The sequence below is a fragment of the Neobacillus sp. NPDC093127 genome, from assembly GCF_044754175.1.
Lineage (GTDB): Bacteria > Bacillota > Bacilli > Bacillales > Cytobacillaceae > Neobacillus.
The window spans coordinates 284,068-307,207 of record NZ_JBIVOP010000003.1; the positions used below are offsets into that span (position 1 = coordinate 284,068).

A 23,140-nucleotide genomic window follows, 5' to 3' on the forward strand; every position below is an offset into this window, starting at 1 on the left:
CGATTTCACATTTCGAATATTACAATGGGGAGATCATCTGAGTCATGGTCTAATTTATAACTAAAGAGAGAGAATTGGAGAAATGATGAATTTGACGAAGGAATTAACTGTAAATGGTGAATTAACATTAAGCAGGAAAGAAACTTACGGAAAAAGCAAGCACACAAAAAGTGTACCGGTTTTCACTTCGAGGATGGAAAAACGTGAATATTATAAAAGCATACAGTTTGATCTGCGAAATGTACTAGATGTGAAAGGATTCTTAAAAGATATTCGAGCAGATTGGAATACATATGTTTCACAGGTTAACCAATGGATTCAAAAAAATGTCGTAAAAAAAATGATTGTGACTGGCATTTTTACCGTTGTGCTTGGCTTATATTCAAGCACTGCGGATGCAGCATATATTCAGGAATATACATATCAAGTAAAAAGCGGCGAAAAAATTGAAACAATCGCTGCGATACATGGGGTCACTGCACAGGAAATATTGGATGCCAATGGGCTTACTTCCATTAACGGTAAAAAAATTCTTTTACCAAAAGTAGAAGACAGGACTGTTACCGCGACAACACTGAATGTTCGCTCGCAGCCAACCACTGCAAGTAGTATTATTGGAACCTATAAAAAAGGGGATGTTGTCAAAGTTGCATTCGTAGAAAACGGATGGGCCGGCATTCTGATCAAGGGCCGGGTTTGTTTTGTCAGCGCTGACTATCTTACACAAAAACATGCAGTTGTATCTCAAGCAAAAACAATGGTTGTCACTGCCTCATCGTTAAGGGTAAGAGAAGCTGCTTCTACGAGCAGTCCTATACTAGGTTCGTTAAAATTAAACGATCATGTAGCTGTGACATCAACCTCCAATGGTTGGGCACAGATTCAGTGGGGCGGAAAAAAAGCGTTTGTTAGTGCAACCTATTTAACGAATACCGCACCGGCAAATACAAAAATTGAGCCTACTAAAACGAACAGCACAGTGTATGTGATTAAGAGCGGTGATACGTTTACAAAAATCGGTAAAACATTAGGGGTCTCTGTCTCGGCCATTCAAGCACTAAATCCAACAGTAAACCCAACAAAGCTGAAAATTGGCCAAACAATCAATATCCCTGCCACAACTGCATCTACTCCAAATCAAATAACAGTAGCATCCGTACAAATAAGTGGAGTAGACCCTGGGGGGACTTTTCGTTTCATCACGCCTGATGGATACACTCATATGGCAAAAGCCTCAGGCAACATGATTAATGAATTATTTAACCACCAAGGGAAAAACGTAACACTAACACTTGAAGGCAACAGAGGTCAACAAATGACTTTACATTCTCTTCAATAACAAAGGGACGCGAGTCATGGCGATTCTTGTGCTTCAAAAAATAAAAATGAAGCGGGACGGGCGTCCCCTCGTCCCGCTTCAACTTTTTTGGCTCGAATTCACGGAAACTTTTAAATACCATCGACTGCCCCAATTAAACTAACAAATTTGTTTTTTTATAATCTTCCTCAGCCACTTTTTTGACTCTCTCACAAAACTGCACGACAATCTTATCACTTGCAAATAGTAAAAATAATTTAAGGAACGATTTCAACGGGCGATTCGTACAGGTATAAGTAAACCGCGTTTTCTGCTGGTTGATTTGGTATAGTTCATACAAGGCCGTAATCTCAAACATTTTTGCAAGCGTGAAGCCTACCTTTAATTTCTTTTTATCAGGAGCATTATCATATTCTAATGTCTCAACATCGTACTCCTCTATACGTTTCCCCTCTTTATATCTTTGTCGATAGATACTTCCAACGCCCACGTCCGTCACTTTTACTGGTTTATGATCTACTACTTGTGGCATAATTTTTTGCATTTCCTCTAATGGTCCTTCTAATAGTCCCCAAACTTGATCAATCGGTGCCTCTATTTCTATTTCTTTTGACCATGACTTCATCTTAACACCTCTTTTATTTGCATTAAAAAATGCTTACTTAATAAGTATTCCTCTTTAATTGGCGAATTCCTTTAAGAGCCTGTTCAAAATGAAAAACTCGAACAACGAGAGAGGTGAAAGTTTTGGGGATTTTAGTGCTGAACATCCGGAAACATTCATCAGCTAACATGATGTTCAAGGGGTGGCAGATTTCATGGTAAATACAACATATGCTATTATTTAAATAAAAACGTGAGGTGACCCCATTGTTAAACTTAAACTCGACAGATGAAAGAAAAAAAGCAGCTGGTGAGAAAGCAGCAGAATTTATTCAGGATGGAATGACGATTGGCTTAGGTTCTGGTTCAACTGTTTATTGGCTGTTGAAAAAATTGGGCGAGTTAGTCGATCAAGGGCTTACTATTAAAGGCATTCCTACCTCTTTAGGTACGGAGGACTGGGCCAAGGAATTTAATATTCCGTTAACTGATTTCTCCCAAGTGCAATGTCTTGATATTGCGATTGACGGAGCCGATGAAATTGATCTCAATTTCAACTTGATCAAGGGCGGGGGCGGCGCCCTCTTGCGTGAAAAGCTCGTAGCTGCCAATGCGAAGAAGTTAATTATCATTGCCGATGAATCAAAAATGGTCACAACCTTAGGTGGTTTCCCCCTCCCGGTCGAAGTTGTCCCATTTGGCTGGGAACTGACAGCTAAAAGGATTGCAGAGCTTGGCGTCACTCCGCATTTAAGAAAAACGGATGAGAAAGTTTTTATTACCAATAACGGAAACTATATTTTAGATTGCCAGTTCCAGTCCATCCCTAATCCCGCAGAACTGCATAATCAATTAAAACTCCTATTGGGGGTAGTAGAAACTGGTCTATTCATCGGAATGACGGACACTATCATAATTGGTGGAGAAAGCGGAGTAAAAGTCATAAATAAATAAATAGGGAGAAGCTGCCCCTAATCCACAATTGGAGTTTGTTTGACACATTTACGTCGTGAAACAAGAATGTTCGAGGAGGAGACTGTGGATCTAAATAAAATGGGACGAGGTCCCTGTCCCTCGTCCTACATCCCAACACTATTTCGCCAATTCCTTTCGATTGGGTGCATGGGGAGGTTCCTCGAACCATTGCCTTTCAATCAGTAAATCCATTCCTTCTTTCCCATATTGCATAATCTCAACCATAAGTTTCGAATATTCAACGGATAAGTCTGCTCTTGAAGACGTGGAAAGTGAATGTCCTAAAAAGGTTAACGCCGTTGAGTTAAGCGTTGTAATCAAATTTAAAATCAGCTTTTCTGAAAAAGGTGAGATGGTAGACGTCGATATTTCCGTATTAACCATAGATGCCACGGGCAAATCATCGTTTCTTAGTGTATCATTTAAGAATTTAATTTGCTTTTCTGCTAATTTTTTCCCCTTTATCAAATACTTCTTGATCCTCTCGTCTTTTACGACCTGAATAAACCCGGTTAGAAAAACCAAGCCAAAATAATTTCTTTCACTATTGAAAAAAATAGCTGTTAGCTCCAGCACATTAAGGGGTCTTTGCGGTTCGAACCATTTGGACAAGAAAGTTTCACGATTCTTGGCAAATTCGATACCTTCAGGATAAGGTATCATCGCTGGCCGATCATAAATTCCCTTTTTCAGCATAATCGTAATGGCCTTGTTAAATAGGTCATGGGACGAATTCAAACATTTTGAAAAGAACAAACGTATATCCTCTCGCGCCATGGCCGTAACCATCATTCCATAATTTACAATAGATAAACGACTCATGCCATAAACGTAGCTTAGCGGCAATAAATTGAAAAATAAAGCTGGCGCATCGGAATTATAATCATCATCGGTAAATCCCTTAGGAATCGGGAACTTTTCTTTCATAAAGATCGTTTGAATTTCATTAAGTTGCTTTTGAGACACTGCTAAAGACTCCTCCAAGAGGGGCTTTACGTCGGCATCCTCCAAATATTTCAACATATGTTTGGTCATGCAAATCGACATAGATTCACCAATATAGGTGGTCCATAATCCTGTTATTTCAGCTGATGTCAAACCAACCTCATGATCCCTCGTCATATCTCTTCCTCCTACCGGTAACATTGGCATATTTTTCCCTATATCAAATAAAATATGTAAGCGGAAAAAATCCCCAAGTTCATTTGGAGGGAATTTCCGCTGATACAACGGTAATCGGGCGGTTGACAGGCACCGGCCCTATTTACGCTGATACCTGTTGCCGCTGAACGGTGTTTCGTTTAATCCGCTTTACACTCAGCCATTCATACATAATTGGTATAATTAAGAGGCAGATAAGAGTGGAACTGATCATGCCGCCGACAACGACAACCCCGAGGGTTTGAGAAACAAGTGTGTTTCCATTACTTGAGGCCGCTAAGGGAAGCAGGGTCAGGATCGTCGTTCCCGCTGTCATGAACACCGGCCTCGCCCTTGTAGCAGTTCCGAAAAGGATTGCCTGTCTCACTTCCATTCCTGCAGCAAGATTCCGTTCAATTTTATCGACGAGGACAATTCCGTTGGTGACGGCAATCCCAGCAAGCATCAACATTCCAATCAAGGCGGCAAGATTCCATTCCATTCCAAGAATCGCCATGCCCCAAACAGACCCAATTAAGGCCAGCGGAATACAAATCAATACGGCAGCCGGTGCATGCCAGCCACGAAATACCGCACTTACAATCATCAGAACGAGTGCAAGTGACAGGATGAGCGCGAGACTCATTTCCATTACCATTTGCGTGACTTGCTGTGAGATTCCGCCAAGCGAATAGTCAACACCAGAAGGAAGGTTCAACCCTTTCATTGTTTCGTTAACTTGTCTCGTTACCTTGCCAATGTCTCTTGTGACAATGTTACCGGTAACGGCAGCAAATGGACGGCCTTCCCGTTCACTGATAACTGTTTGGCTGCTCGTCTCCAACGTCGTAATTTCCGCCAGCGACACCTGTGAACCATCCTTGGCAGTAAACGTTTCATGTCCAATTTTTGAAAGAATCGTTTTTTCCGGATTTGGATCACCGGCAAATACAAGTTGACCTTGAGCGGTGTCCATATGAAGCTCAATAGGAATAGGTGCATCTCCATTGACAACGTCTATTCTTACATTTTGGGGTAAATAGCTATTAATTCGATTCGTTATTTCATCGACATTAAGACCTAATCGTTGAATTTTCTTCTGATTAAGTGCAAGGAAATGTTTCATCGACTCATCGGCATCATTTGCTGTTCCTTCCACACTCAATCCAGGTATCATCTGCAATTTACTTCTTACCAGGATCGCAGCTGAATCTAGTTCACTTTGGTCTGCCCCCGTTAAAATCACCTTTAATCGTGAATCATCACCGGCAATATTTTGATTGGCAACGGTGAAGACAGCAGATGTTGATAATGCTCCAAGCTGGCTGCGTAATTGTTTCACGAATAGGTCTGTGTCTGTTTGATTCTTGATTCCAACAGAAATATTGGCGATATTTTGCTTTTGAATCCAGCCGCCGCCTTCATCAAATACATCATCAAACATCGGCGTAAACGTTGAACCAAGAGTAGAAGTGAAGGTTTCGACCTCAGCTCTGTCTTTTAAGATGGTTTCAATATTTTTTACCTCAGCGTCAACGTCACCAAGCTGGGCATTCTCTGGAAGCTCCACCTGAATGGTCACACCATTGGCATTTTCTCTTGGAAAAAAGTTCACTGGCAGGAAAGCAGCGCCTGTCACTGTAATAGCAAATAAAGCCACAGTAAGGACCACAATCACTTTTTTCTTTAAAAATACCCATTGAAGTACGTTTCGCGCTCTCATCTCCAAGTCAACTGACTTCGTAATCGGCTGTTTTTTCCAACATAAATAGGCTAATGCAGGTACGACCAAAATCGAAACTGCCAGTGATGTGATAAGAGCAATGACAACGGACCAGGCAAATCCAGAAAAAGCAGAACTAATCATCCCGCCGATGAGGGAAATAGGCAGAAATACGGCAACAGTAGTCGCAGTAGACGAAACAATCGCAGGAATCATTTCCACGACCCCGCTCGCCAATTGCCGAGCTGTTACCAGGCCGCCCGATCGTTCTATTTGTTTTCTGTACATATTATCAATTACGACAATCGAATCATCGACCACTCGCCCCATCGCGACGATTAATCCAGAAATGGTTAAGATATTCAAGCTGACATCCATCGCTTTCAGGATAGCTGTTGCGGCAAGGAGGCAGATCGGCAATGACAGGGCAATAATCAGTGTTGAACGGATATTTCTAAAAAATACAAATACACAGATGACGGAGAAGACAATTCCTAATAATCCTTCTTTGATTAACCCTTTTAAAGCAGTGTTTATTTCTTTTCCTTGGTCCAAAAGAACAGAGAGATGAACGGCACCTGACTTGACTTCAGGTATGGCTTGGATTCGTTCGTTGATCCGTTCTGTGACATCCGTAACGTTTGCTGAAGGTGTTTTTAATACATCAAGAAGAACACTTGGTTGTCCCGACGTTCTTGAAATCGTTTGTAAGTCTACTAAACTGCTCTTAACCGCAGCGATTTCATGTAAAACGACTGTTTCTCCGTCAGGTGTTGGAATTTTAATATTTTCTAAATCGGTGCGATTCATTTCCCAACCTGTAACCCGGATCGGCATCGATATTTGTCCTTCCGGTCCGCCTTTTTCTTTTATCGTCCCTTGCGGCCATAACGGATCAATCGAAGAAAGGGCATTTTCGATATCTTTTACTGTTAAACGATATTTTTCGATTGCGTCGGCTTTCGGCGTCAACATGTATCCGGCTTTTCCTGCACCGGTTACACGTACATCCATGACTCCAGGAACACGTTTGATTTCATTTGTCACTTTCGCTTCAATCGATGTACGCAATTGATTTTCATCGATTTTTTCGCTCGTCAAACTTAAGCGCAGCACCGGAAAAGAGTTCGTGCTGACCCTTGAAACCAAAGGTGTATTCACATGGTCAGGCAATTTCATTTTATCAATAGCCTTCTTTACGTCGTTTTCTACTTTTTCCATATCCGTATGGTTCGGGAAGTAAAGGCTTGCCATGAAACCTCCATCAAACGAGTTGGTTTCTATGTAGCTAAGCTTATCAACCGATTGGACAGCTTCCTCAACCTTTGCCGCAATCGTTTGTTTAACCTGATCTGCTTGATAATGGTCCGCTTGAATCGTAACCATAAGAGCCGTGTTGTTAATGGGCGGCAGGTAATCACGCTGCATCTGAAAAGCAGACATAGCCCCCCAAGTGATAATCAAGGCGACACATGTTAAGATTAAAACCGATCGTTTCATTGCTGCTTCAATAAATCGATTCATGAAAAATAAACCACCTTTTACAAGTAATAAATGAATCAATAATTCCATAAGTAAAAAAAAGCGTGGAACTGGACAATTCGCAATGTCAATATTTTATAAAAAAGGGTGACCCAAAGGGTTGGGTCCGCACTCGCAACATCATGTATAAACTATTGTTTATATACATGGATAGGTGTTTGTGGGGCCACTATTTTTCCTTTGTGTCACCCTTTTCATCATGATTTAATTAGACTTCTTGTCTCCAGGATATGGTTTATCTCCTTTAGTTGCTTTCCAGAGAATTTTGTTTAATTTTTCAGGATCTGCATGATCAACCCCTGAAAAGTCAAGTTCTGCAGATTCCTTTGCCATTGGTGCGTTAACCCCATTTTTCCGATCAAGCGGATAGGTTGGTTCAATCACCTTAAAAGGGGTAAAGGCTGGTTTATGTGTGAACGAATTGACCATTGGAACAGCCGAGGCATCAAATTGGGTCATCGGCTTCATGCCTAAGATCATTTCCATCGTACGCAGCATGGAAGTTGTATCGTAAAGGGTACTGTCCACTTTCCCTATTTGCGTGTAAGGGCTGATAACGAGTGACGTTGTGCGGTGTGCATCCACCGAATCCCACCCATTCTGGGCATCATCCTCTGTAACAAAAATAGCTGTTTCTTTCCAATAAGGGGAATGGCTGACCATATCGACAAGCTTTCCAAGTGCATAATCGTTTTGTGCTACCATCGCTTGCGGCGTTAGTTCTCCCACCTTCGTTCCAAGTGTATGATCGTTAGGCAGACGAACAACTTGCAGCTGTGGCAGATTCCCGTTTTTCACATATTGCTGAAATTCTTCTGCCCATGCCTCATATCGGGTAAGATCGGAAATTTTAAGATCATAGGAAGGAAAATCCGGGTCAAAATTATTGCCGATGCTTGGTTCATTCGCAACATATTTTCCTGTTTTTTTGTCATAATTGACGAATTCTCCATAGTTTCTGAATGATACACCTGAGCGAGCGGCATTCGTCCAGAGGAAGCCTGCTTTTGGATAGGCAGCCTCGTTATCCCCTTCAAAGTCATAGCCGCGGTTCCGTCCAGAATAGTTAGCCAGCCAGTTTTTCTCTACATAATCATTGGACTGTGCGGCTGTAGACCAGTTATGACCCTGGGCGCTGATTTCTGCATTCGCATAAAAGTTGTCCAGTAAGACGAATTGATCAGCAAGTTGATGGATATTAGGTGTAATCTCTTTGCCAAAGATGGTTAAGCTAGGATCGCCATTTCCTTTTTCCACATCGCCAAATACTTGGTCATACGTCCGGTTTTCCTTGATCACATAAATGACATGCTTGATCGGTGACTCCTGACCTTCGAAGCGCGGGATTGGGAATTTGTCACTGGCACTGAATCCAGTTGGCTTATAAATCTCATTATTCTTTTCTACTTGCTTCGTATATTTTTTTAACTGCTTTTCATTCGGAGTATCGATAAACGACATCGTTCCTTTGATCATGCTCCCGATATACTGGCCTTCCCGGTTCGAACCAGCTCCAAGGCCTTTTGCATTCAGTACCATGAGCTTTTCATCATTTAGGTAGACACCGCTTGGATACCAGCCAGTAGGAATTAACCCTGTCACATCTCCTGCTTTTAGGTCAACAACGGCTATATCGTTATTTCCTCCGTTCGAAACGTAAAGAGTTTTTCCATCCTTACTTAAGGCAAGCGCATTGGGCTGGCTTCCTGTGGGAGCATTTTTATACGGGCTTAGGGAAATTGTTTTGATTTCTTTTTGTTGATTAGGGTCAATGACGGAAATGGAATCACTGTCGGAATTCGCTACATAGAGTTTACCGTCCGCCGTGTTTTCAATAATCGCATTCGGATGCAGTCCGACAGGAATCGTGCTTTTAATGGTTAACGTTTCTGGGTCCACGACACTGATGCTGCTTTCACCCCAGTTGCTGACATAAAGGGATTTCCCATCATGGCTTAATTCCGCTGTGTAAGGATTTTTACCAACAGAGGTGGTTTTTAAAATTTGATTGGTGGTGAGATCTACTTTTGATACGGAATGGTTTAAATTATTGGCAACTAATAGATACTTTCCATCCTTTGAAACAGATAATCCGGCCGGATAGAAGTTTGTTTTGTTTTTATCTGTCAGCATAATCGGAGAACGCTCCGTTAATGCTCCATTTTCAAATCCATAGACGCGGATTTTGTTATTGCCGCCTGCTGATGCATAGACCGTTTTACCGTCCGGACTAAAAGTAACCCCTAAATAAAGGGCTTCGGGAGATTTGTAGGGAATGGTCTGAACGACTTGCTGGGTGCTAACATCAACCACTTGAATAGATTGGTCACCTTGACCATCATTGGAAACAATAAGATAGCGATGATCCGGACTTAAGGCACCACCCATTGGAAAATTACCAAGCGTCACTTGTGAACCCGGAGGCGTAACCGTCCAGCCGTGAGGGGTTACAGCTGTTCCATCTTCTTTTGGACCGACCAATTTCGTATAAGCCGCATAGGTTGACGTGGAACCAAGAAGCAAGGTAACAAGCGATGCTGCCAGTAACTTTTTGTGTTTCATTTTAACATCTCCTTTTTGATTGGGTTTGTTTACAAAACCAATCTTACTCCGCTTTTGTAAATTGGAAGTTAAGGGAAATTAAAGAAATATAAAGAAAATTAGGAGAATTTATCGATTGATATTTATCTTTAGGAGGGATTTCCTAGTTTTCAGATAATACCATTCCGACAATTTGAGGACTATGTAAGATTGAAGAAATGAAAAACCACCCTCTGTGAACCAAAGGGTGGTAATTTGTTATTTAATCTATAGAGGATTTCAAGCCGCAGCGCCACAAGCGGTGGTGCTACCACTAAACTGTTTGGGTTAAGGTGCGTTTTAAAAATTCTTTCGTACGATCTTGTGTTGGCTGATTGAAGATTTGTTCAGGACTTCCCTCTTCGGCAATCACGCCTTTGTCCATAAAGACAACACGGTCTGATACTTCTTTTGCGAATCCCATTTCATGGGTGACGATTAACATCGTGAGACCACTGCCAGCGAGCTCCTTCATCACCTTGAGAACCTCTCCGACCATTTCCGGATCGAGCGCTGATGTTGGTTCGTCAAATAACATCACATCCGGCTCCATTGAAAGGGCTCTCGCAATGGCGACACGTTGTTTTTGACCGCCGGATAATTGTTTCGGCTTTGCATTCACATATTGATCCATACCGACAACTTGCAAATATTTTAGCGCCACTTTCTCGGCCTCTTCACGGGAACGTTTTAACACTTTCATTTGACCAACCGTACAGTTGTTTAACACATTATGATTATTAAATAAATTGAATTGCTGGAAAACCATTCCTAATTTTGTCCTGTATGCGGTAATATCATGCTTATTATCTAAAATGTTCTCACCTTGATAGATGATTTGTCCGCCACTTGGTTTTTCCAAAAGATTAACACAGCGAAGAAGCGTTGATTTCCCTGAGCCCGATGAGCCAATAATACAAACAACTTCCCCTTTATTGACTGTGAAATTAATATCCTTTAATACTTCATGGCTCCCAAAGGATTTACTTAAGTGCTGAATCTCAACAACCTTTTCCATCTAATTCTCTCCTCCTTCCTCTACAGGTGATTTTTTGTTTTGCGCAGCAGATCTTCAGGTGTCTCTACCTGCATTTGGTTGGCATACATTATATAATTGTCCGGGCCGTCTAATTTCCTTTCGATGTAACGAAGAATTCTAGTCACAGTGAAGGTCATAATAAAATAAAGCACGCAAGCAACGAAAAATGACTCAAAATACCTAAAGTTATTTCCGGCGATTGACTTTGTCTGGAAAAATAATTCTGATACTGAAATGACGTTAAGAACGGATGTGTCCTTAATATTAATCACAAACTCATTACCTGTTGCCGGCAAAATATTGCGAATCGCCTGCGGCAAAACTACATTCTTCATGATTTGAAAATGAGTCATTCCAATTGCCTGTGCTGCTTCATATTGTCCCTTATCAATCGAAACAATCCCGCCGCGAATGATTTCCGACATATAGGCTCCAGTATTGATCGATACGATTAAGATCGCCGCGTAAATTCGGTTCATATCCATACCGAATGCTAAAGCTGAACCATAAAAAATAACCATCGCTTGTACAATCATCGGTGTTCCACGGAACACCTCAATATAGATTGAAAGAATCGCATTAATTATTTTGAGGAAAATTCTTTTTACTCCTCGTTCAGGAGTAGGAATGGTTCGAATAACCCCTATCAACAGGCCGATAATAAAGCCCAAAATCGTCCCTGTAATCGCAATTAACAACGTCACACCCGCACCGCGAAGAAACATTGGCCAATTGTTTGAAACAATTTTTATTACCCAATCAAACGTCATAATTGTTCTCCTTTTTTTAAAAGCATAGAACGGATAAAACCGAATGCATCCAAATGCACCCGGTTCCCCCCTGAAAAATTATTGGGCTGCCGGTTGATTTTTAATAGCAGCATCCATAATGCTTGTCTGTTCATCTTCTGAAATGCCTGATAAGATTTTATTGATTTTATCCGTTAATTTACTGTCTTTAGCAACGCCGACAGCGATCGACGTATCATCATCCGATGTCTTAAAGCCGTCATTAAATTCGATCATTTTATAGTGTTCGTTTGCAGACTGGGCGCTTATACCTTCTGGGCGTTCGGAAACATATCCATCAATTACACCTGACTCAAGGGCCACCCTCATTGCCGGGAAGTTATCCATCGCCGGCTGCTTTTTTACCCCTTTAATCTGGTCAATGACCGAGTAGTGGAAGGTATTCAATTGAGCTGATATCTTTGCTCCTTTAAAATCTTGAATGGACGTTGCCCCATCGAATTTTCCGCCTTTCTTCACAACCATTACTAAATTCGATTTATAATAATTGTCTGTGAAGTCAATCGTCGCTTTGCGCTCAGCTGTTGGTGACATCCCTGCAATGATGGCATCAATTTTTCCAGAAGCTAACGCAGGAACAAGGCCGTCCCATTCTGTTTTCACAATCACTAGCTTTTTCCCTAAGCCATCCGCAATTTTTTTGGCGATTTCTACATCATATCCGCCAGCGTATTCTGCATTGCCATCAATTTTAACTCCGCCATTAGCATCATCTGATTGCGTCCAGTTAAATGGTGCATACCCAGCTTCAAGGCCAACCTTAAACGTTGCTTCTCCCGCTCCATCCTTCTTCCCTGAACTGCTGCTTGTACCACATGCCGACAATAGCAGCATCATAATTAAAGAGATTACTATTAAAAAAGATAATTTTTTTCTCGTCATTACGTTCTCCTCCTCTTTTTCAAAAAAAAATGGCATTTTTTATTTTTTTCAGGCAATTTGCAAAACAAAAAGAGACCTGAGGTAAACTCAGGTCTCGTTATATACAATTACCCTACAGTCCTCTTCTTTCCCCAAATGAGATAGCTCAACTCAATAAACCGGGACGTTTATTGAGACAGTCCTGCAGTTCTTCACTGCAGACCCAGCAAGTAATACTGAGAATATTACAAGCTTCGGCGACATTTCCTTCTCCTTAGAATCATAGCTTCTCAAGCTCCACTAAAGACTAATAAACACCGCGCCTCTACCTCACTAGCAAAAGTGAGGTCCTATTAAATTATGTTTTGATTTTACAATAACCCCTATTATCTGTCAAGGACAAGAGAACGGGCTTCCTGTCCCCTATGCCCGCTTCTGATAGGGGTCATCTCGATAGTCTGCTTTTCGTTTATAGATAACTTTTCCTGATTCTTCTTTTCCGTGAATGGAGGTGATAACCGCTCTTACACCTGTAACAGTTTCTCCAAGTTTATACGATTTTTGGTCTACTTTTGATACCGCTGCTCTGCTCATGAAGATGCACCTCCAAAGATAGTGTTAATCGTGCTTAAAAGATTGTAATTATCGAGAAAAATATCGTCAATCTCTGCTTGGCTTAATAGCCTTCTTCCCGTTAATTCAACCGTCAGAACCAATTGATTACCTATAGGGTAACATAATACATACGTATTATCAAAGGCTGTATTATTCTTTTGAAAAACAAGCTCGTTACTCTGTAAAAAACAATCAACGACAATAATTCTATCTGTTTTTCGCCTGTTTTCATTCACATTAAACGGGTAAAATTTCCCTATACCATCATTTCCCGCTATTTGTTTCAGCCCATCAATTCCCTCCGCTTGCCAGACCCCTATTCCTTCAACATAATAGGATGATGGAGCAAGATAAGCGTTCCGAACAGCTTCTTGTAGATATTCAAACTTTTTCGCTGGGTCTGCTAAAAGTCGTTTTGACAAGGTTCGAAGGATACGAATTAAGGCATAGTCTTTTTCCCTGTTTGCTTGAGCTTCCGCTAAGAGCTTCGCTGGATTTTGAAAGACGCCCAACTCGCGAATTTTTCGTTTGATCACCCTGCAAGCGACATTAACTGCAGCATCGTGATTATGATCAGCACGCATTTCGTACCTTAATACAGTAAGCCCGTCCAGATCGGAAGGTAAACGAAACCCTTTTGCTTCCTCACTTTCCGGTGTTGTATGAGGAATAATATAAAAGACTCTTCCTCTTCTTAACCTACCCCAGAATAACCCCATTTCAAACAAAGTATTGTCCCTTGTCGTAAATGTAATGGTACCTCGTATATTTACAACATCATCCGGTGAAAATACAAATACAGCAAAATCATTTTCATCTAATTGTCGTTCAAGGCTTTCCATATTATATTCGAGCGGGCGAAATGCACCTGCGGTCCAAGGAGTAACCTCAGCAACATGAGTAAGTGCTTCATGAATAGCATCAACATAGTCAGCGGATTCTCTGGCAGAGCCAATAAATAATCGTGGTTTGATTCTGGTCATTTCTCCCTCCATAAATGTTCGTTCGCAATATTTTTTATATCATTATATCAGCCTTTTTTGTTATATTTAACCACAGGAATCAATATTTACAAACAAGCGTCATGGTGATTATGATAATAACAATTATTGGGAAATAAAATAGGCTTAATGTATTAGAAAGACAAATACGGATCCATGAGCTTGTTTCGAACACAAATGGTTTCACATCCATTGAAAAATCGATTGGCTCTCCCTCGCCTATTTTTCGAATATGATCATAAAGGTTTCTGAACAACTTTTCCTGCCAAAGAAAATAACCATCCAAAAGCCAAAAGAAAATACTAGGTATGAAGGCAATCGAAATCATTCTCCAGTCCATATCTTGGGTATTCGCAAAAACAAAAAGCCCAGCAACAAGTGTAACGGTCCACCCCTTCAATAAAAAGGAATTTTGCCCCATCCGATTAATGACCCCCTGAATAAATTCAAGGTGCTTTAACTTATTCTCATTCATAATATACCCCCAAACGCTCTTTATTATAATATTCAAGCGAAAATAGAAAATTCCTGCGGCGGGATATGGAGTCAGGAACATTGTCCCATATAATTACCCAAATTGGTCGATTTTCCCGGCTTCGGTCGCTTATAGCCATTATAAGCTACCTAACTTGGAACATTTCCCCAGCTTCGGTAGCTTATATTCACTAATTATAAGATTTCGATATACCCTTCAGTCCCATGCACGCGAATCCGTTGCCCATCTTTTATGAGTTTGGTAGCATTTTCCACTCCGACAACTGCTGGTAAGCCATATTCACGTGCGATAACGGCTCCATGGGTCATCAGTCCACCAACTTCGGTGACTAGGCCTTTTATCGATACAAACAACGGTGTCCAGCTAGGGTCAGTAAAGGTCGTGACTAATATATCTCCATCTTCTAAATCAGCATCTTCCATGTTTAAAATGACACGAGCGCGTCCCTCTATAACTCCGGAAGAAACAGGCAGACCCACAAGAGCATTGGCTGGGAGATTTTCTCGTTTGTACTCACCGGAGAGTGTTTCACCATCAGACGTGATCACACGTGGGGGAGTTAATTTTTCATATAATTTGTACTCGTATGCTCGATTGCTGATGAGCTGGTAATCCAGTTTATTTGTACGCACGACTTCGTGAAGTTCTTCAAAAGTGAGATAGTATATATCTTCTTTTTCATGAATAACGCCCGCTTGTATGAGTTGTTCGGCTTCTTTCAGTAAAGCCTGCTTATAAACGAAGTAGCGATGAATCATGCCGTATTTTGGATATTCTCGATAACCGATGAAATTCCGAATTAGGCCGATCATTCGTTTTGTTTCTTTGGCTTTTTGTTCACCATCCGGTAATTGTTTCAATCGGTCTAATAACTCTTGTTCCTTTTTCAAAGCAAAACAAAGCCCTTGCTCAAATTTCCGCTTGCTGGCATTCAGCTCAAAGTTTTTGATGTTACTAAGAATCAAGGGGACAAGTGTAGTTGGTTTTTCGCTCCAGCGAGTTTTCGTAATATCGATTTCTCCGGCACATCGCATTCCGTATTTGTTGAGAAAAGCATTGAAAGCGATTCTAGCTTCCTGCCCACCATCAAAATTAACCAGTTCATCCAAAAAGTTATCATCTTTTACATGTTGTAAATAATCAATAACTTCTGGATAAGGACGAATCACATCTGCGACATCCAATAGTGCTAGACCCATTTCCGAAGTAATATTGTTTGGTACAGATTGGGTCATGGTGTCTGCTGCATTTTTTTCACCTAACCACTCGTTCATTTTTTCATTGATCCATGTTGAAGCATTTATAGCAGCCATAAATACAGCTGAACTTTGTGGGTCAAATAAAAGCTTCTTTAATTCCTTCATATCTTCTAGAATAAAATCAAATAAATCTGATCCTGTTTTCGTTTGAATATTTTGTTTTAACTCTTCTATGGATGTTTGACTACGCTTAATCAAATCAGAAACGATTGATGGATTGTTTTCGATTTGTTCCAGCATATCTGTATTGCCTCTGGTGGGACCCGGTGCTTTATTATCATTTGGTAACGATTTTATAAAATCTCCTCGCTTAAGTGTGTTCATAAGGGCATCTTTCATGAGCGGATCATGTTGCCCCATTGCATTTAATAAAATGTTTCTACTGACAGGTGAAGCCAGTTGATGTGTGACATCTACAAACAACCTGCCGCCAGCTTTACGCATCGGCGCAGGAGTCGTTAACAGGAAAAAAGACAATCCCAATGGTTTAATGGCGTCGGTCATCATTTGTTGATGACCAACAGATACGTATACGTGATTTTCTTGATCATTCGCTTCAGGGATGGGGAAAAGTGTAGTGATTGGCCGACTCTGGACAATATAAAAAGTATCATCAACCAAACACCATTCGATATCTTGTGGGCAGCCAAAATGAGCTTCGATCTGTCTTCCGATGCGCGCCAGTTGTAAAATTTGTTGTTCAGTAAGTGTTTGAGTCTTTTGCTGATCAGGATCGATCGGCACGGTCTCTGTTCCGCCTTCTTTTCGTCCATAGATAGCCAATTTTTTTGTTGCTATCATCTTATCGACGATTTTATCTTCCTGTACTTTATAACAATCGGCAGATACCAAGCCAGAGACCAGTGCTTCACCAAGCCCAAAACTGGCATCGATTGATAGTAACTTTCGGTTAGAGGTAATCGGATCAGCGGTAAATAAGATCCCTGAAGCCTGGGGGAAAACCATCCTTTGAACGATAACGGATAAAGACACTTGGCTGTGGTCAAATCCATTTTGCATACGGTAGATTATCGCACGGTCCGTAAATAGGGAAGCCCAACATTTGCTGATATGCTGCAAGATGGCTTCTTTGCCGATGATATTTAAATAGGAGTCTTGTTGACCAGCAAAAGAGGCATGTGGTAAATCTTCAGCAGTCGCACTAGAACGCACTGCATAGGCATGTTCCTCGCCAAACTGGGAGAGATAGTCAGCAATTGCGCACGCAACATCGGAAGGAATTTCTACTTCTATAAGGATTTGTCGAATCTTCCTGCTGATTTCACCAATTTGATCTCGATCTTCCACTTTTAGCATTGTTAGTTGATCCAACAAAGCATGAAACGTTTCATTTTGTTCAATGGCTTTTTGATATCCCACTGTTGTAATACAAAAGCCTTCTGGTACTTGTATCCCTTGAATTTTTGATAATTCCCCTAAATTCAACCCTTTTCCGCCAACGAGCAAAAGCTGTGTTTTTTCTATTTCCTGAAAACCGAGAGCCAAAGAACTCATTCTACATCTCTCCCCACCATTAATGTTCTATTGATTTTACCAGTAGTAAATGGGAAAAAACAGTCTGTATTATCCATTTTTTGTATGCTATAATTAAAATAGGAAGAGAACAAAAAAAATTAAACGGAAAAGGCTGTCAGAACAGCCTTTTCCGTTTAATTTAAGCACCCGTTGTTAAAGGGCTTTTCCTATCTAACATTACCAACAGCTTTTTATAATTAGATAATGTTTCTTTATCTTCAACTTTATAACCAGATTTAAAAAATACAATATCCCCTGTTCCTTCGTTAATTTGATTCTTCGCTTCAAGGATACGTTTTAAGTTTTTTGAAGTTCCAATACTTCCTGAAATAATGTCCACTTCTTCAGGAAATATTTTCTTTATGCTATTTTCAAAATAGGGGAAATGGGTGCATCCAAGAACAATCGTTCCGTACTCCTTTAAGTTAAACGAAGAGAGTTTTTCTTTTAAATAGGGTACAACTTTCTCTTCTCTAAATTCAAAATTCTCAGCGAATTCGACAAGACCAGGAAGTGGTAAACTTTCTACAATATCGTGATGGTCTATACTTTTCACAAGGTTTTGGAACTTTTCCTCTCTGAGAGTCAAATTTGTAGCCAACACTAATACTTTTTTTCGTTTTCCCTCACAACTTTGAACAGCAGGTTTTACTGCTGGTTCAATACCCAAAATAGGGAAATCAAACTTTTTACGAAGGTCATCCACTGCAATACTGGTTGCAGTATTACAAGCAATGACTAATGCTTTAATTCCTTGATTAGCCATAAAGTCAACGGCATTAAAAATATATTCCCTTACCTCTTCTTTTGGTTTTTCACCATATGGAACGTGTGAGGTATCTGCATAAAATATGTAATCTTCATTTGGTAAAAACCTCAATGCTTGTTGAAGTACAGTCATTCCACCAATTCCAGAATCAAAAAAACCTATTTTCACTACTTTCACTCTTCTCCTAAATTAATGATTTTAATCACCTATTAAGAATACCATTTTTTAAAATATTAGTGTAAGCTGTTATCTTATTAATATTATCAGTTATTTTTTTCAATTTATTTATCTTTATCCGGTTAACTTTCTTCGTTACTTTTAAAAAGGCTGTGTTAAAAGGGAATGTTGATTTCCGTTCCAGGCGCTTCGCTTTCCGCGGGGCGGGCGGTGAGCCTCCTCGGCGCTAATGCGCCTGCGGGGTCTCACCTGTCCCGCTGCTCCCGCAGGAGTCTCGCGCCTTCCACTCCAATCAACATTGTAATCAAAAGCAACAATATTCTTTAACACAGCCTTTAAAAAAAAGACTTTACTCCTTATTGAAGTAAGAAGCAGGTTAGTTCAATAAGCGAGATGAATTAGGTGCAAAAAGTGACCTTCATTATTAACGCCTTATTCCTCATAATCTGTACGTAGAGGTGAAGCATATAGATTAATAAATAATATGTAAACAGGATACAGAATGACAGACCCATAAATCAGAAGGCTAAATCTCGGAAAAAGTGTTACTCCTGCATTAATAGGAAAAACAACAGGGAAAAAAGAGAAAAAAACAATAAAATATGGTGCCCACAAAAGGAGTGACAAATAGCTGTATTTTCTACCTATAGTCCATTTTTTTGTTAAGCAAATGAATAAAATTGTCGAAAGTAGAAGTCCAATAACATTAATAACAGCAATTGCACAGTAAACATTATCCCATTCCCAGCCAGTTAACGTACTAATATGAGATACATTTACTATTAGTTCGATTGCTATAAACAACGCTACAGCGTATAAGGCACTAATAGTATTTAACTTTATAAAAAACTTCATATTTACCTCCTTAATTAAGAAACAGCAGCACTTCTGAGTTAAGTTCTTTATTCAATTATAAATCATTCTTAAAGTAATCTGCCTGTTAGTGCAACAAGAAAAAGACCGCCGCAGCGAATACACAATTGATTCGAAGTACGACATAAATTCTGTTCTATTTTTTTTTAATGATATCTAGTAACATTGTTAATTTTATTCGTCTATCCATTTGTTCCACTAACCAGTTACTTCAAAAAGGAAAAGGCGGTCCTTCGTTATTATAGAATCTCACTCGTTACTTCAATAGATTTTATTCATCTAAATTTTTCTTTTTCGAATTAAATTCGTCATATTCTCCCCAAATAATATATCCCATTCCAATTATCAATGACCATAAACTGAAGGCACTAAGAAGGGTTCCAACATACTCAGTTCAACAAGGAATTGAATTAATCAAAGGTTTATGTTCAGTTATATACACGATTCATATATAATACTGTGTAAGAATTCTTACAATTTTATTATTGGAAAGGGGATAGTACATTGGAAAACCTTTATCTGTTTGTCCTTATGTGTATTTTTTTTATCATTTTACCCGGTCCCGATACTGCAATTGCTACAAAAAATACCGTCACCGTTGGGAAAGTCGGCGGTCTTAAAACAGTTTTTGGTATTTGCTGTGCCCTTCTTATCCATACATCTGCTGCCATATTAGGACTTTCAGCCATCATTGTGAAATCAGCGTTAGTATTTTCTGTCTTCAAATATGTGGGTGCTGTTTACTTAATTTATATGGGTGTTAAGACATTATGGTCTTTGAAGAAAAAGGAAGAAGCAGCAAGCGTTGAGATGAACACTAAAAGCAAGTTTGTAAGCACATCTTGTTTTAAACAAGGGTTCCTTACAAATCTCCTTAATCCCAAAGTTGCAGTTCTTTTCTTAACCTTTTTCCCTCAATTCATTGCCTCTGAAAGTAAGACATTTTTACCTTTTCTTATAATGGGGACCACTTATACTGTATTGACTGCCGTATGGTCTTTAATTTATGTCTATTTAATTAACCAAATTAGTGTTTTTATGAAAAAACCTAAAACACAAAATATTATTGAAGGAATCACAGGAACAATACTGATAGGTTTTGGTATCAAGCTATTTCTTGAAAAGGCACATAATTAGATGATTCTTATGGGCTAGGTAACTGGTCTAGGAATTTCAGAATAGCACTATAAAGGGAGTGGAAATATGAACCTTCAATACGAAGTGATTCCAGAAGAAAAAATAGAATACTGTCGAGATTTGTGCAATGAACTCATGGACTTTCAAAAGTCAAAGGCTCAAATTAAACCAGGGTTGTTTGAAAGCATGAATTTTGAAACACGAATGGTACCTTCAATTAAAAGTGCATTACATAATTATATTGTGGTAGTAAAAGACCCTGATAAAAATGATGAAATAGTGGCCTATGTGTATACAAATATCTCTCCAAAGGAAGCGTATTCAAATGATTTTGCCACTTTTTTTGACCTCTCATCTGTCAAGGGAAATAACGTAGGTTGCTTATCTCAATTTTATATTAAAGAAGAGTACAGACAATACGGTATTGGATCAACACTTTTCAAAATGTCAATGGAGTGGTTAAACAAATTTGAGGATATCGAAGATTATTTTATCTATGTCTCAAACGGTAATGAAAATGCATTGGAATTCTATAAGCGTAAAGGTTTTTCGGTAAGTCATGATATCTTGGATGGTTTTATCACCGTTTTACGGAGCAATAAGCAGCTTCAAAATAAGAAGGCCGAGGAAGCTTAAGAAGCAGGTATAAACGGAGAAATTCCGATTAACTGCTCTAAATAAGACAAAATCCAAAGGTTTGGATAATATAATCGGAAAAACTTCCTTTATTTTCAGGAAAATATGTGTATTTCCCAATTTAAGCGGAATTTTACCGTTTATTTTTCAAACACAATGAATCAACATTTAGTTATAACAGAGCTGCGCTTCGAGCAAGTATCGGACAAACAAAGAGCGGAGCGCTTTCATGCTGCCTAATCGCAGCGTGAAATAATCTTATCTGAATTATGATAGAGTAAAATTAGGATAGAGGGAATATTGGTTATTTTTAAAAAAGTTAGATGGAAGAAGGAGATTGTGCAAATGAAGCTAGAGGGCAGCAGGGTTTTTCTTAAACCACTTGAAAGTGGAGATGCAGAAAAAAGCTTACATTTAGAAGTCAGTAATCGCTCGTTTTTTGAGGAGTATTCCATCGATCGCAAGGATGCCTATTATACATTGGATGGACAACTGGAGCGGATTAAAACGAACCAGGAAAATATGAAACAGGATCAGGCTTATTCATTTGGAATTTTTCTCAATGAAAGTGAAGAGTTAATTGGAAGTATTGGATTGTTTAAGGTGGAGCGTGGTCCGGCACAGAGTTGTATCGTTGGCTATGTTCTTGACAAAGCGCATAATGGAAAAGGATATATGACAGAGACAATCGAGTTAATCGTTGATTATGCTTTTACTGTGCTAAAGCTGCATAGAATAGAAGCTGGTGTTAAGCCGGATAACTTGGGGTCTATCAGGGTTCTGGAAAAATCGGGCTTTCATCAAGAGGGAATTGCTCGAAAAAATATCATGATAAATGGGAACTGGGCAGACCATCAGATCCTTGCGATTATAAATGAAAATATGTAATTGAAAACAATTCCAACGTTTTTTCGAAATCATTACGGATGAAAAGCTCGGTGAATAGATCATTCACTGAGTTTTTTTATGGAAGGCTGTAATTAAAAGTGAATGTTGGTTTTCGTTCGGGGCACCAGCTTTCCGCCGGGCGGGCGGTGAGCATCCTCGGCGGCTAAAACGACTGCGGCGTCTCACTGTCCCGCTGCTGCCGAAGGTATCTCTTGCCTGAAACGAAGACAACATTGTGATCAAAATAAACAATGTGCTTTAAAAAGCCTTATTGAAAACACAAACTATCATCTTTCTTATATAATTAAATCCACTCTATTTAGTTATTACTTGTTCTACTAAATTCCACATTATCTGTACATTAGGGAGTGGTTGATGCGCAGTTTCTTCCCTTTACGACATTATTTGTGTCCATTACAACAAAGTTGAAGGGGCTTACGACAAAATTTGTAAATCAATTTCCAATTATAAGTTTTTTGTGTTTTCACGTTCTATTTTCTGCCAATTGCGACTTATCCAATAGCGCCCATTGGATGCCTTTTACAAGATTATTTAGTAGAAACGGGTTCCAATAGCGCCTATTGGATACCTTTTGCAAGATTAAATAGTAGGAACGGGTTCCAATAGCGCCCATTGGATACCTTTTTGAAGATTAAATAGTAGAAACGGGTTCCAATAGCGCCCATTGGATACCTTTTACAGGATTATTTAGTAGAAACGGGTTCCAATAAGCTTTATTGAGTACCCTTTCTTCTTATAGTCGTCTTTTCCTCCGAATGTGCAGCTTGAGAACGCTGTCAATTAGATAATAAAAAGCCGCCAACGTGATATGGCAGCCTAATCTTACACTAATCTCTGTTTCTTTTGTTTTTATTTCTACACCAACTAAAAAAATGAGAGATTTCAGAAAACAAATAAACCTCCCACCAACCACGTTCATTCCCTAATTCAACTATTTTTTGTTTTGTTGTTGTAGATGGATGTTAAAAGAAGAACGATACCGCATAGTGACAAAATAGATAAACTGATTGTACCTAATAATGAATCCGATTTTCCAGCCCATAGAACGCCAAGAAAAAAAAACAAAGACAAAAGTGTAAAAGCATAAATAATCTTTTCAACTTTGCTCAGTGATGAAATAGGAACCAGCTTAATCACTCCAT

At 39.6% G+C, this 23,140-nt stretch carries 18 protein-coding genes and 1 riboswitch; of the genes, 5 read left to right on the plus strand and 13 right to left on the minus strand.

Going from position 1 to position 23,140, the window contains the following annotated elements:
- Nucleotides 1–85 precede the first annotated feature (85 nt).
- On the plus strand, nucleotides 86–1,339 hold the full coding sequence (locus tag ACIQCO_RS06605) for an SH3 domain-containing protein (RefSeq protein WP_400426904.1): 1,254 nt from the start codon (nucleotides 86–88) through the stop codon (nucleotides 1,337–1,339).
- A gap of 133 nt (nucleotides 1,340–1,472) precedes the next feature.
- Here the strand turns inward: ACIQCO_RS06605 and ACIQCO_RS06610 are convergent, their stop codons facing one another.
- The gene (locus tag ACIQCO_RS06610) at nucleotides 1,473–1,943 is read right to left on the minus strand and encodes an SRPBCC family protein (protein WP_400426906.1); all 471 of its coding nucleotides are present in this window, start codon (nucleotides 1,941–1,943) and stop codon (nucleotides 1,473–1,475) included.
- Nucleotides 1,944–2,188: 245 nt separating this feature from the next.
- On the opposite strand from ACIQCO_RS06610, the gene rpiA reads away from it, so the two are divergent.
- Nucleotides 2,189–2,875, plus strand: a complete 687-nt coding sequence (gene rpiA, locus ACIQCO_RS06615) for a ribose-5-phosphate isomerase RpiA (protein ID WP_400426908.1) — start codon at nucleotides 2,189–2,191, stop codon at nucleotides 2,873–2,875.
- A gap of 138 nt (nucleotides 2,876–3,013) precedes the next feature.
- Here rpiA and ACIQCO_RS06620 read toward each other — a convergent pair whose 3' ends face one another.
- The 12 genes from ACIQCO_RS06620 to ACIQCO_RS06675 all read right to left on the minus strand — a co-directional run bounded on the left by ACIQCO_RS06620 (nucleotide 3,014) and on the right by ACIQCO_RS06675 (nucleotide 19,298).
- Nucleotides 3,014–4,018 (minus strand): DUF3231 family protein, encoded by a 1,005-nt coding sequence (locus ACIQCO_RS06620; protein ID WP_400426910.1) that lies wholly within the window; start codon nucleotides 4,016–4,018, stop codon nucleotides 3,014–3,016.
- 142 nt (nucleotides 4,019–4,160) lie between these two features.
- Nucleotides 4,161–7,283, minus strand: a complete 3,123-nt coding sequence (locus ACIQCO_RS06625; protein ID WP_400426911.1) for an efflux RND transporter permease subunit — start codon at nucleotides 7,281–7,283, stop codon at nucleotides 4,161–4,163.
- 222 nt (nucleotides 7,284–7,505) lie between these two features.
- The gene (locus ACIQCO_RS06630; protein WP_400426912.1) at nucleotides 7,506–9,863 is read right to left on the minus strand and encodes a glutaminyl-peptide cyclotransferase; all 2,358 of its coding nucleotides are present in this window, start codon (nucleotides 9,861–9,863) and stop codon (nucleotides 7,506–7,508) included.
- A gap of 292 nt (nucleotides 9,864–10,155) precedes the next feature.
- Nucleotides 10,156–10,899: an amino acid ABC transporter ATP-binding protein gene (locus ACIQCO_RS06635; protein WP_400426913.1), complete on the minus strand. Its 744-nt coding sequence runs from the start codon at nucleotides 10,897–10,899 to the stop codon at nucleotides 10,156–10,158.
- A gap of 20 nt (nucleotides 10,900–10,919) precedes the next feature.
- Nucleotides 10,920–11,690 carry an amino acid ABC transporter permease gene (locus ACIQCO_RS06640; protein WP_400426915.1) on the minus strand — a complete coding sequence of 257 codons (771 nt, stop codon included), beginning with the start codon at nucleotides 11,688–11,690 and terminating at the stop codon, nucleotides 10,920–10,922.
- Nucleotides 11,691–11,768: 78 nt separating this feature from the next.
- A complete protein-coding gene (locus ACIQCO_RS06645; RefSeq protein ID WP_400426917.1) occupies nucleotides 11,769–12,611 on the minus strand; it encodes a transporter substrate-binding domain-containing protein in 843 nt (280 codons plus the stop codon).
- Nucleotides 12,612–12,744: 133 nt separating this feature from the next.
- A riboswitch (Lysine riboswitch) is annotated at nucleotides 12,745–12,926 on the minus strand.
- 87 nt (nucleotides 12,927–13,013) lie between these two features.
- The gene (locus ACIQCO_RS06650; RefSeq protein ID WP_400426918.1) at nucleotides 13,014–13,184 is read right to left on the minus strand and encodes a hypothetical protein; all 171 of its coding nucleotides are present in this window, start codon (nucleotides 13,182–13,184) and stop codon (nucleotides 13,014–13,016) included.
- Nucleotides 13,181–14,188 carry a TIR domain-containing protein gene (locus tag ACIQCO_RS06655; protein WP_400426919.1) on the minus strand — a complete coding sequence of 336 codons (1,008 nt, stop codon included), beginning with the start codon at nucleotides 14,186–14,188 and terminating at the stop codon, nucleotides 13,181–13,183. Before ACIQCO_RS06655 ends, ACIQCO_RS06650 begins: the two co-directional genes overlap by 4 nt.
- Nucleotides 14,189–14,267: 79 nt before the next feature.
- Entirely contained in the window at nucleotides 14,268–14,681 is a 414-nt protein-coding gene (locus ACIQCO_RS06660) for a hypothetical protein (protein WP_400426921.1), read from the minus strand.
- 194 nt (nucleotides 14,682–14,875) lie between these two features.
- On the minus strand, nucleotides 14,876–17,476 hold the full coding sequence (gene ppsA, locus ACIQCO_RS06665) for a phosphoenolpyruvate synthase (RefSeq protein WP_400426922.1): 2,601 nt from the start codon (nucleotides 17,474–17,476) through the stop codon (nucleotides 14,876–14,878).
- Between the two features lie 160 nt (nucleotides 17,477–17,636).
- Complete coding sequence (gene murI / locus ACIQCO_RS06670) at nucleotides 17,637–18,434, minus strand: glutamate racemase (protein WP_400426981.1); 798 nt, start codon at nucleotides 18,432–18,434, stop codon at nucleotides 17,637–17,639.
- A gap of 441 nt (nucleotides 18,435–18,875) precedes the next feature.
- A complete protein-coding gene (locus ACIQCO_RS06675; protein WP_400426923.1) occupies nucleotides 18,876–19,298 on the minus strand; it encodes a hypothetical protein in 423 nt (140 codons plus the stop codon).
- Between the two features lie 522 nt (nucleotides 19,299–19,820).
- Between ACIQCO_RS06675 and ACIQCO_RS06680 the strand changes: the two genes are divergently transcribed.
- The 3 genes from ACIQCO_RS06680 to ACIQCO_RS06690 all read left to right on the plus strand — a co-directional run bounded on the left by ACIQCO_RS06680 (nucleotide 19,821) and on the right by ACIQCO_RS06690 (nucleotide 21,977).
- Nucleotides 19,821–20,453, plus strand: coding sequence for a LysE family translocator (locus tag ACIQCO_RS06680; RefSeq protein ID WP_400426925.1), 633 nt, complete (start codon nucleotides 19,821–19,823; stop codon nucleotides 20,451–20,453).
- An 84-nt stretch (nucleotides 20,454–20,537) separates the two neighbouring features.
- The gene (locus tag ACIQCO_RS06685; protein ID WP_400426926.1) at nucleotides 20,538–21,089 is read left to right on the plus strand and encodes a GNAT family N-acetyltransferase; all 552 of its coding nucleotides are present in this window, start codon (nucleotides 20,538–20,540) and stop codon (nucleotides 21,087–21,089) included.
- 345 nt (nucleotides 21,090–21,434) lie between these two features.
- Nucleotides 21,435–21,977 carry a GNAT family N-acetyltransferase gene (locus ACIQCO_RS06690; protein WP_400426927.1) on the plus strand — a complete coding sequence of 181 codons (543 nt, stop codon included), beginning with the start codon at nucleotides 21,435–21,437 and terminating at the stop codon, nucleotides 21,975–21,977.
- Nucleotides 21,978–23,140: the final 1,163 nt, after the last annotated feature.

What these genes read in the sequence shown, in the direction of transcription:
- ACIQCO_RS06645 (WP_400426917.1), bottom strand. Translation starts at nt 12,611, where the DNA reads ATGACGAGAAAAAAATTATCTTTTTTAATAGTAATCTCTTTAATTATG.
- ACIQCO_RS06650 (WP_400426918.1), bottom strand. Translation starts at nt 13,184, where the DNA reads ATGAGCAGAGCAGCGGTATCAAAAGTAGACCAAAAATCGTATAAACTT.
- ACIQCO_RS06625 (WP_400426911.1), bottom strand. Translation starts at nt 7,283, where the DNA reads ATGAATCGATTTATTGAAGCAGCAATGAAACGATCGGTTTTAATCTTA.
- ppsA (WP_400426922.1), bottom strand. Translation starts at nt 17,476, where the DNA reads ATGAGTTCTTTGGCTCTCGGTTTTCAGGAAATAGAAAAAACACAGCTT.
- ACIQCO_RS06660 (WP_400426921.1), bottom strand. Translation starts at nt 14,681, where the DNA reads ATGAATGAGAATAAGTTAAAGCACCTTGAATTTATTCAGGGGGTCATT.
- ACIQCO_RS06620 (WP_400426910.1), bottom strand. Translation starts at nt 4,018, where the DNA reads ATGACGAGGGATCATGAGGTTGGTTTGACATCAGCTGAAATAACAGGA.
- ACIQCO_RS06630 (WP_400426912.1), bottom strand. Translation starts at nt 9,863, where the DNA reads ATGAAACACAAAAAGTTACTGGCAGCATCGCTTGTTACCTTGCTTCTT.
- ACIQCO_RS06610 (WP_400426906.1), bottom strand. Translation starts at nt 1,943, where the DNA reads ATGAAGTCATGGTCAAAAGAAATAGAAATAGAGGCACCGATTGATCAA.
- ACIQCO_RS06635 (WP_400426913.1), bottom strand. Translation starts at nt 10,899, where the DNA reads ATGGAAAAGGTTGTTGAGATTCAGCACTTAAGTAAATCCTTTGGGAGC.
- ACIQCO_RS06690 (WP_400426927.1), top strand. Translation starts at nt 21,435, where the DNA reads ATGAAGCTAGAGGGCAGCAGGGTTTTTCTTAAACCACTTGAAAGTGGA.
- ACIQCO_RS06605 (WP_400426904.1), top strand. Translation starts at nt 86, where the DNA reads ATGAATTTGACGAAGGAATTAACTGTAAATGGTGAATTAACATTAAGC.
- ACIQCO_RS06640 (WP_400426915.1), bottom strand. Translation starts at nt 11,690, where the DNA reads ATGACGTTTGATTGGGTAATAAAAATTGTTTCAAACAATTGGCCAATG.
- ACIQCO_RS06655 (WP_400426919.1), bottom strand. Translation starts at nt 14,188, where the DNA reads ATGACCAGAATCAAACCACGATTATTTATTGGCTCTGCCAGAGAATCC.
- ACIQCO_RS06675 (WP_400426923.1), bottom strand. Translation starts at nt 19,298, where the DNA reads ATGAAGTTTTTTATAAAGTTAAATACTATTAGTGCCTTATACGCTGTA.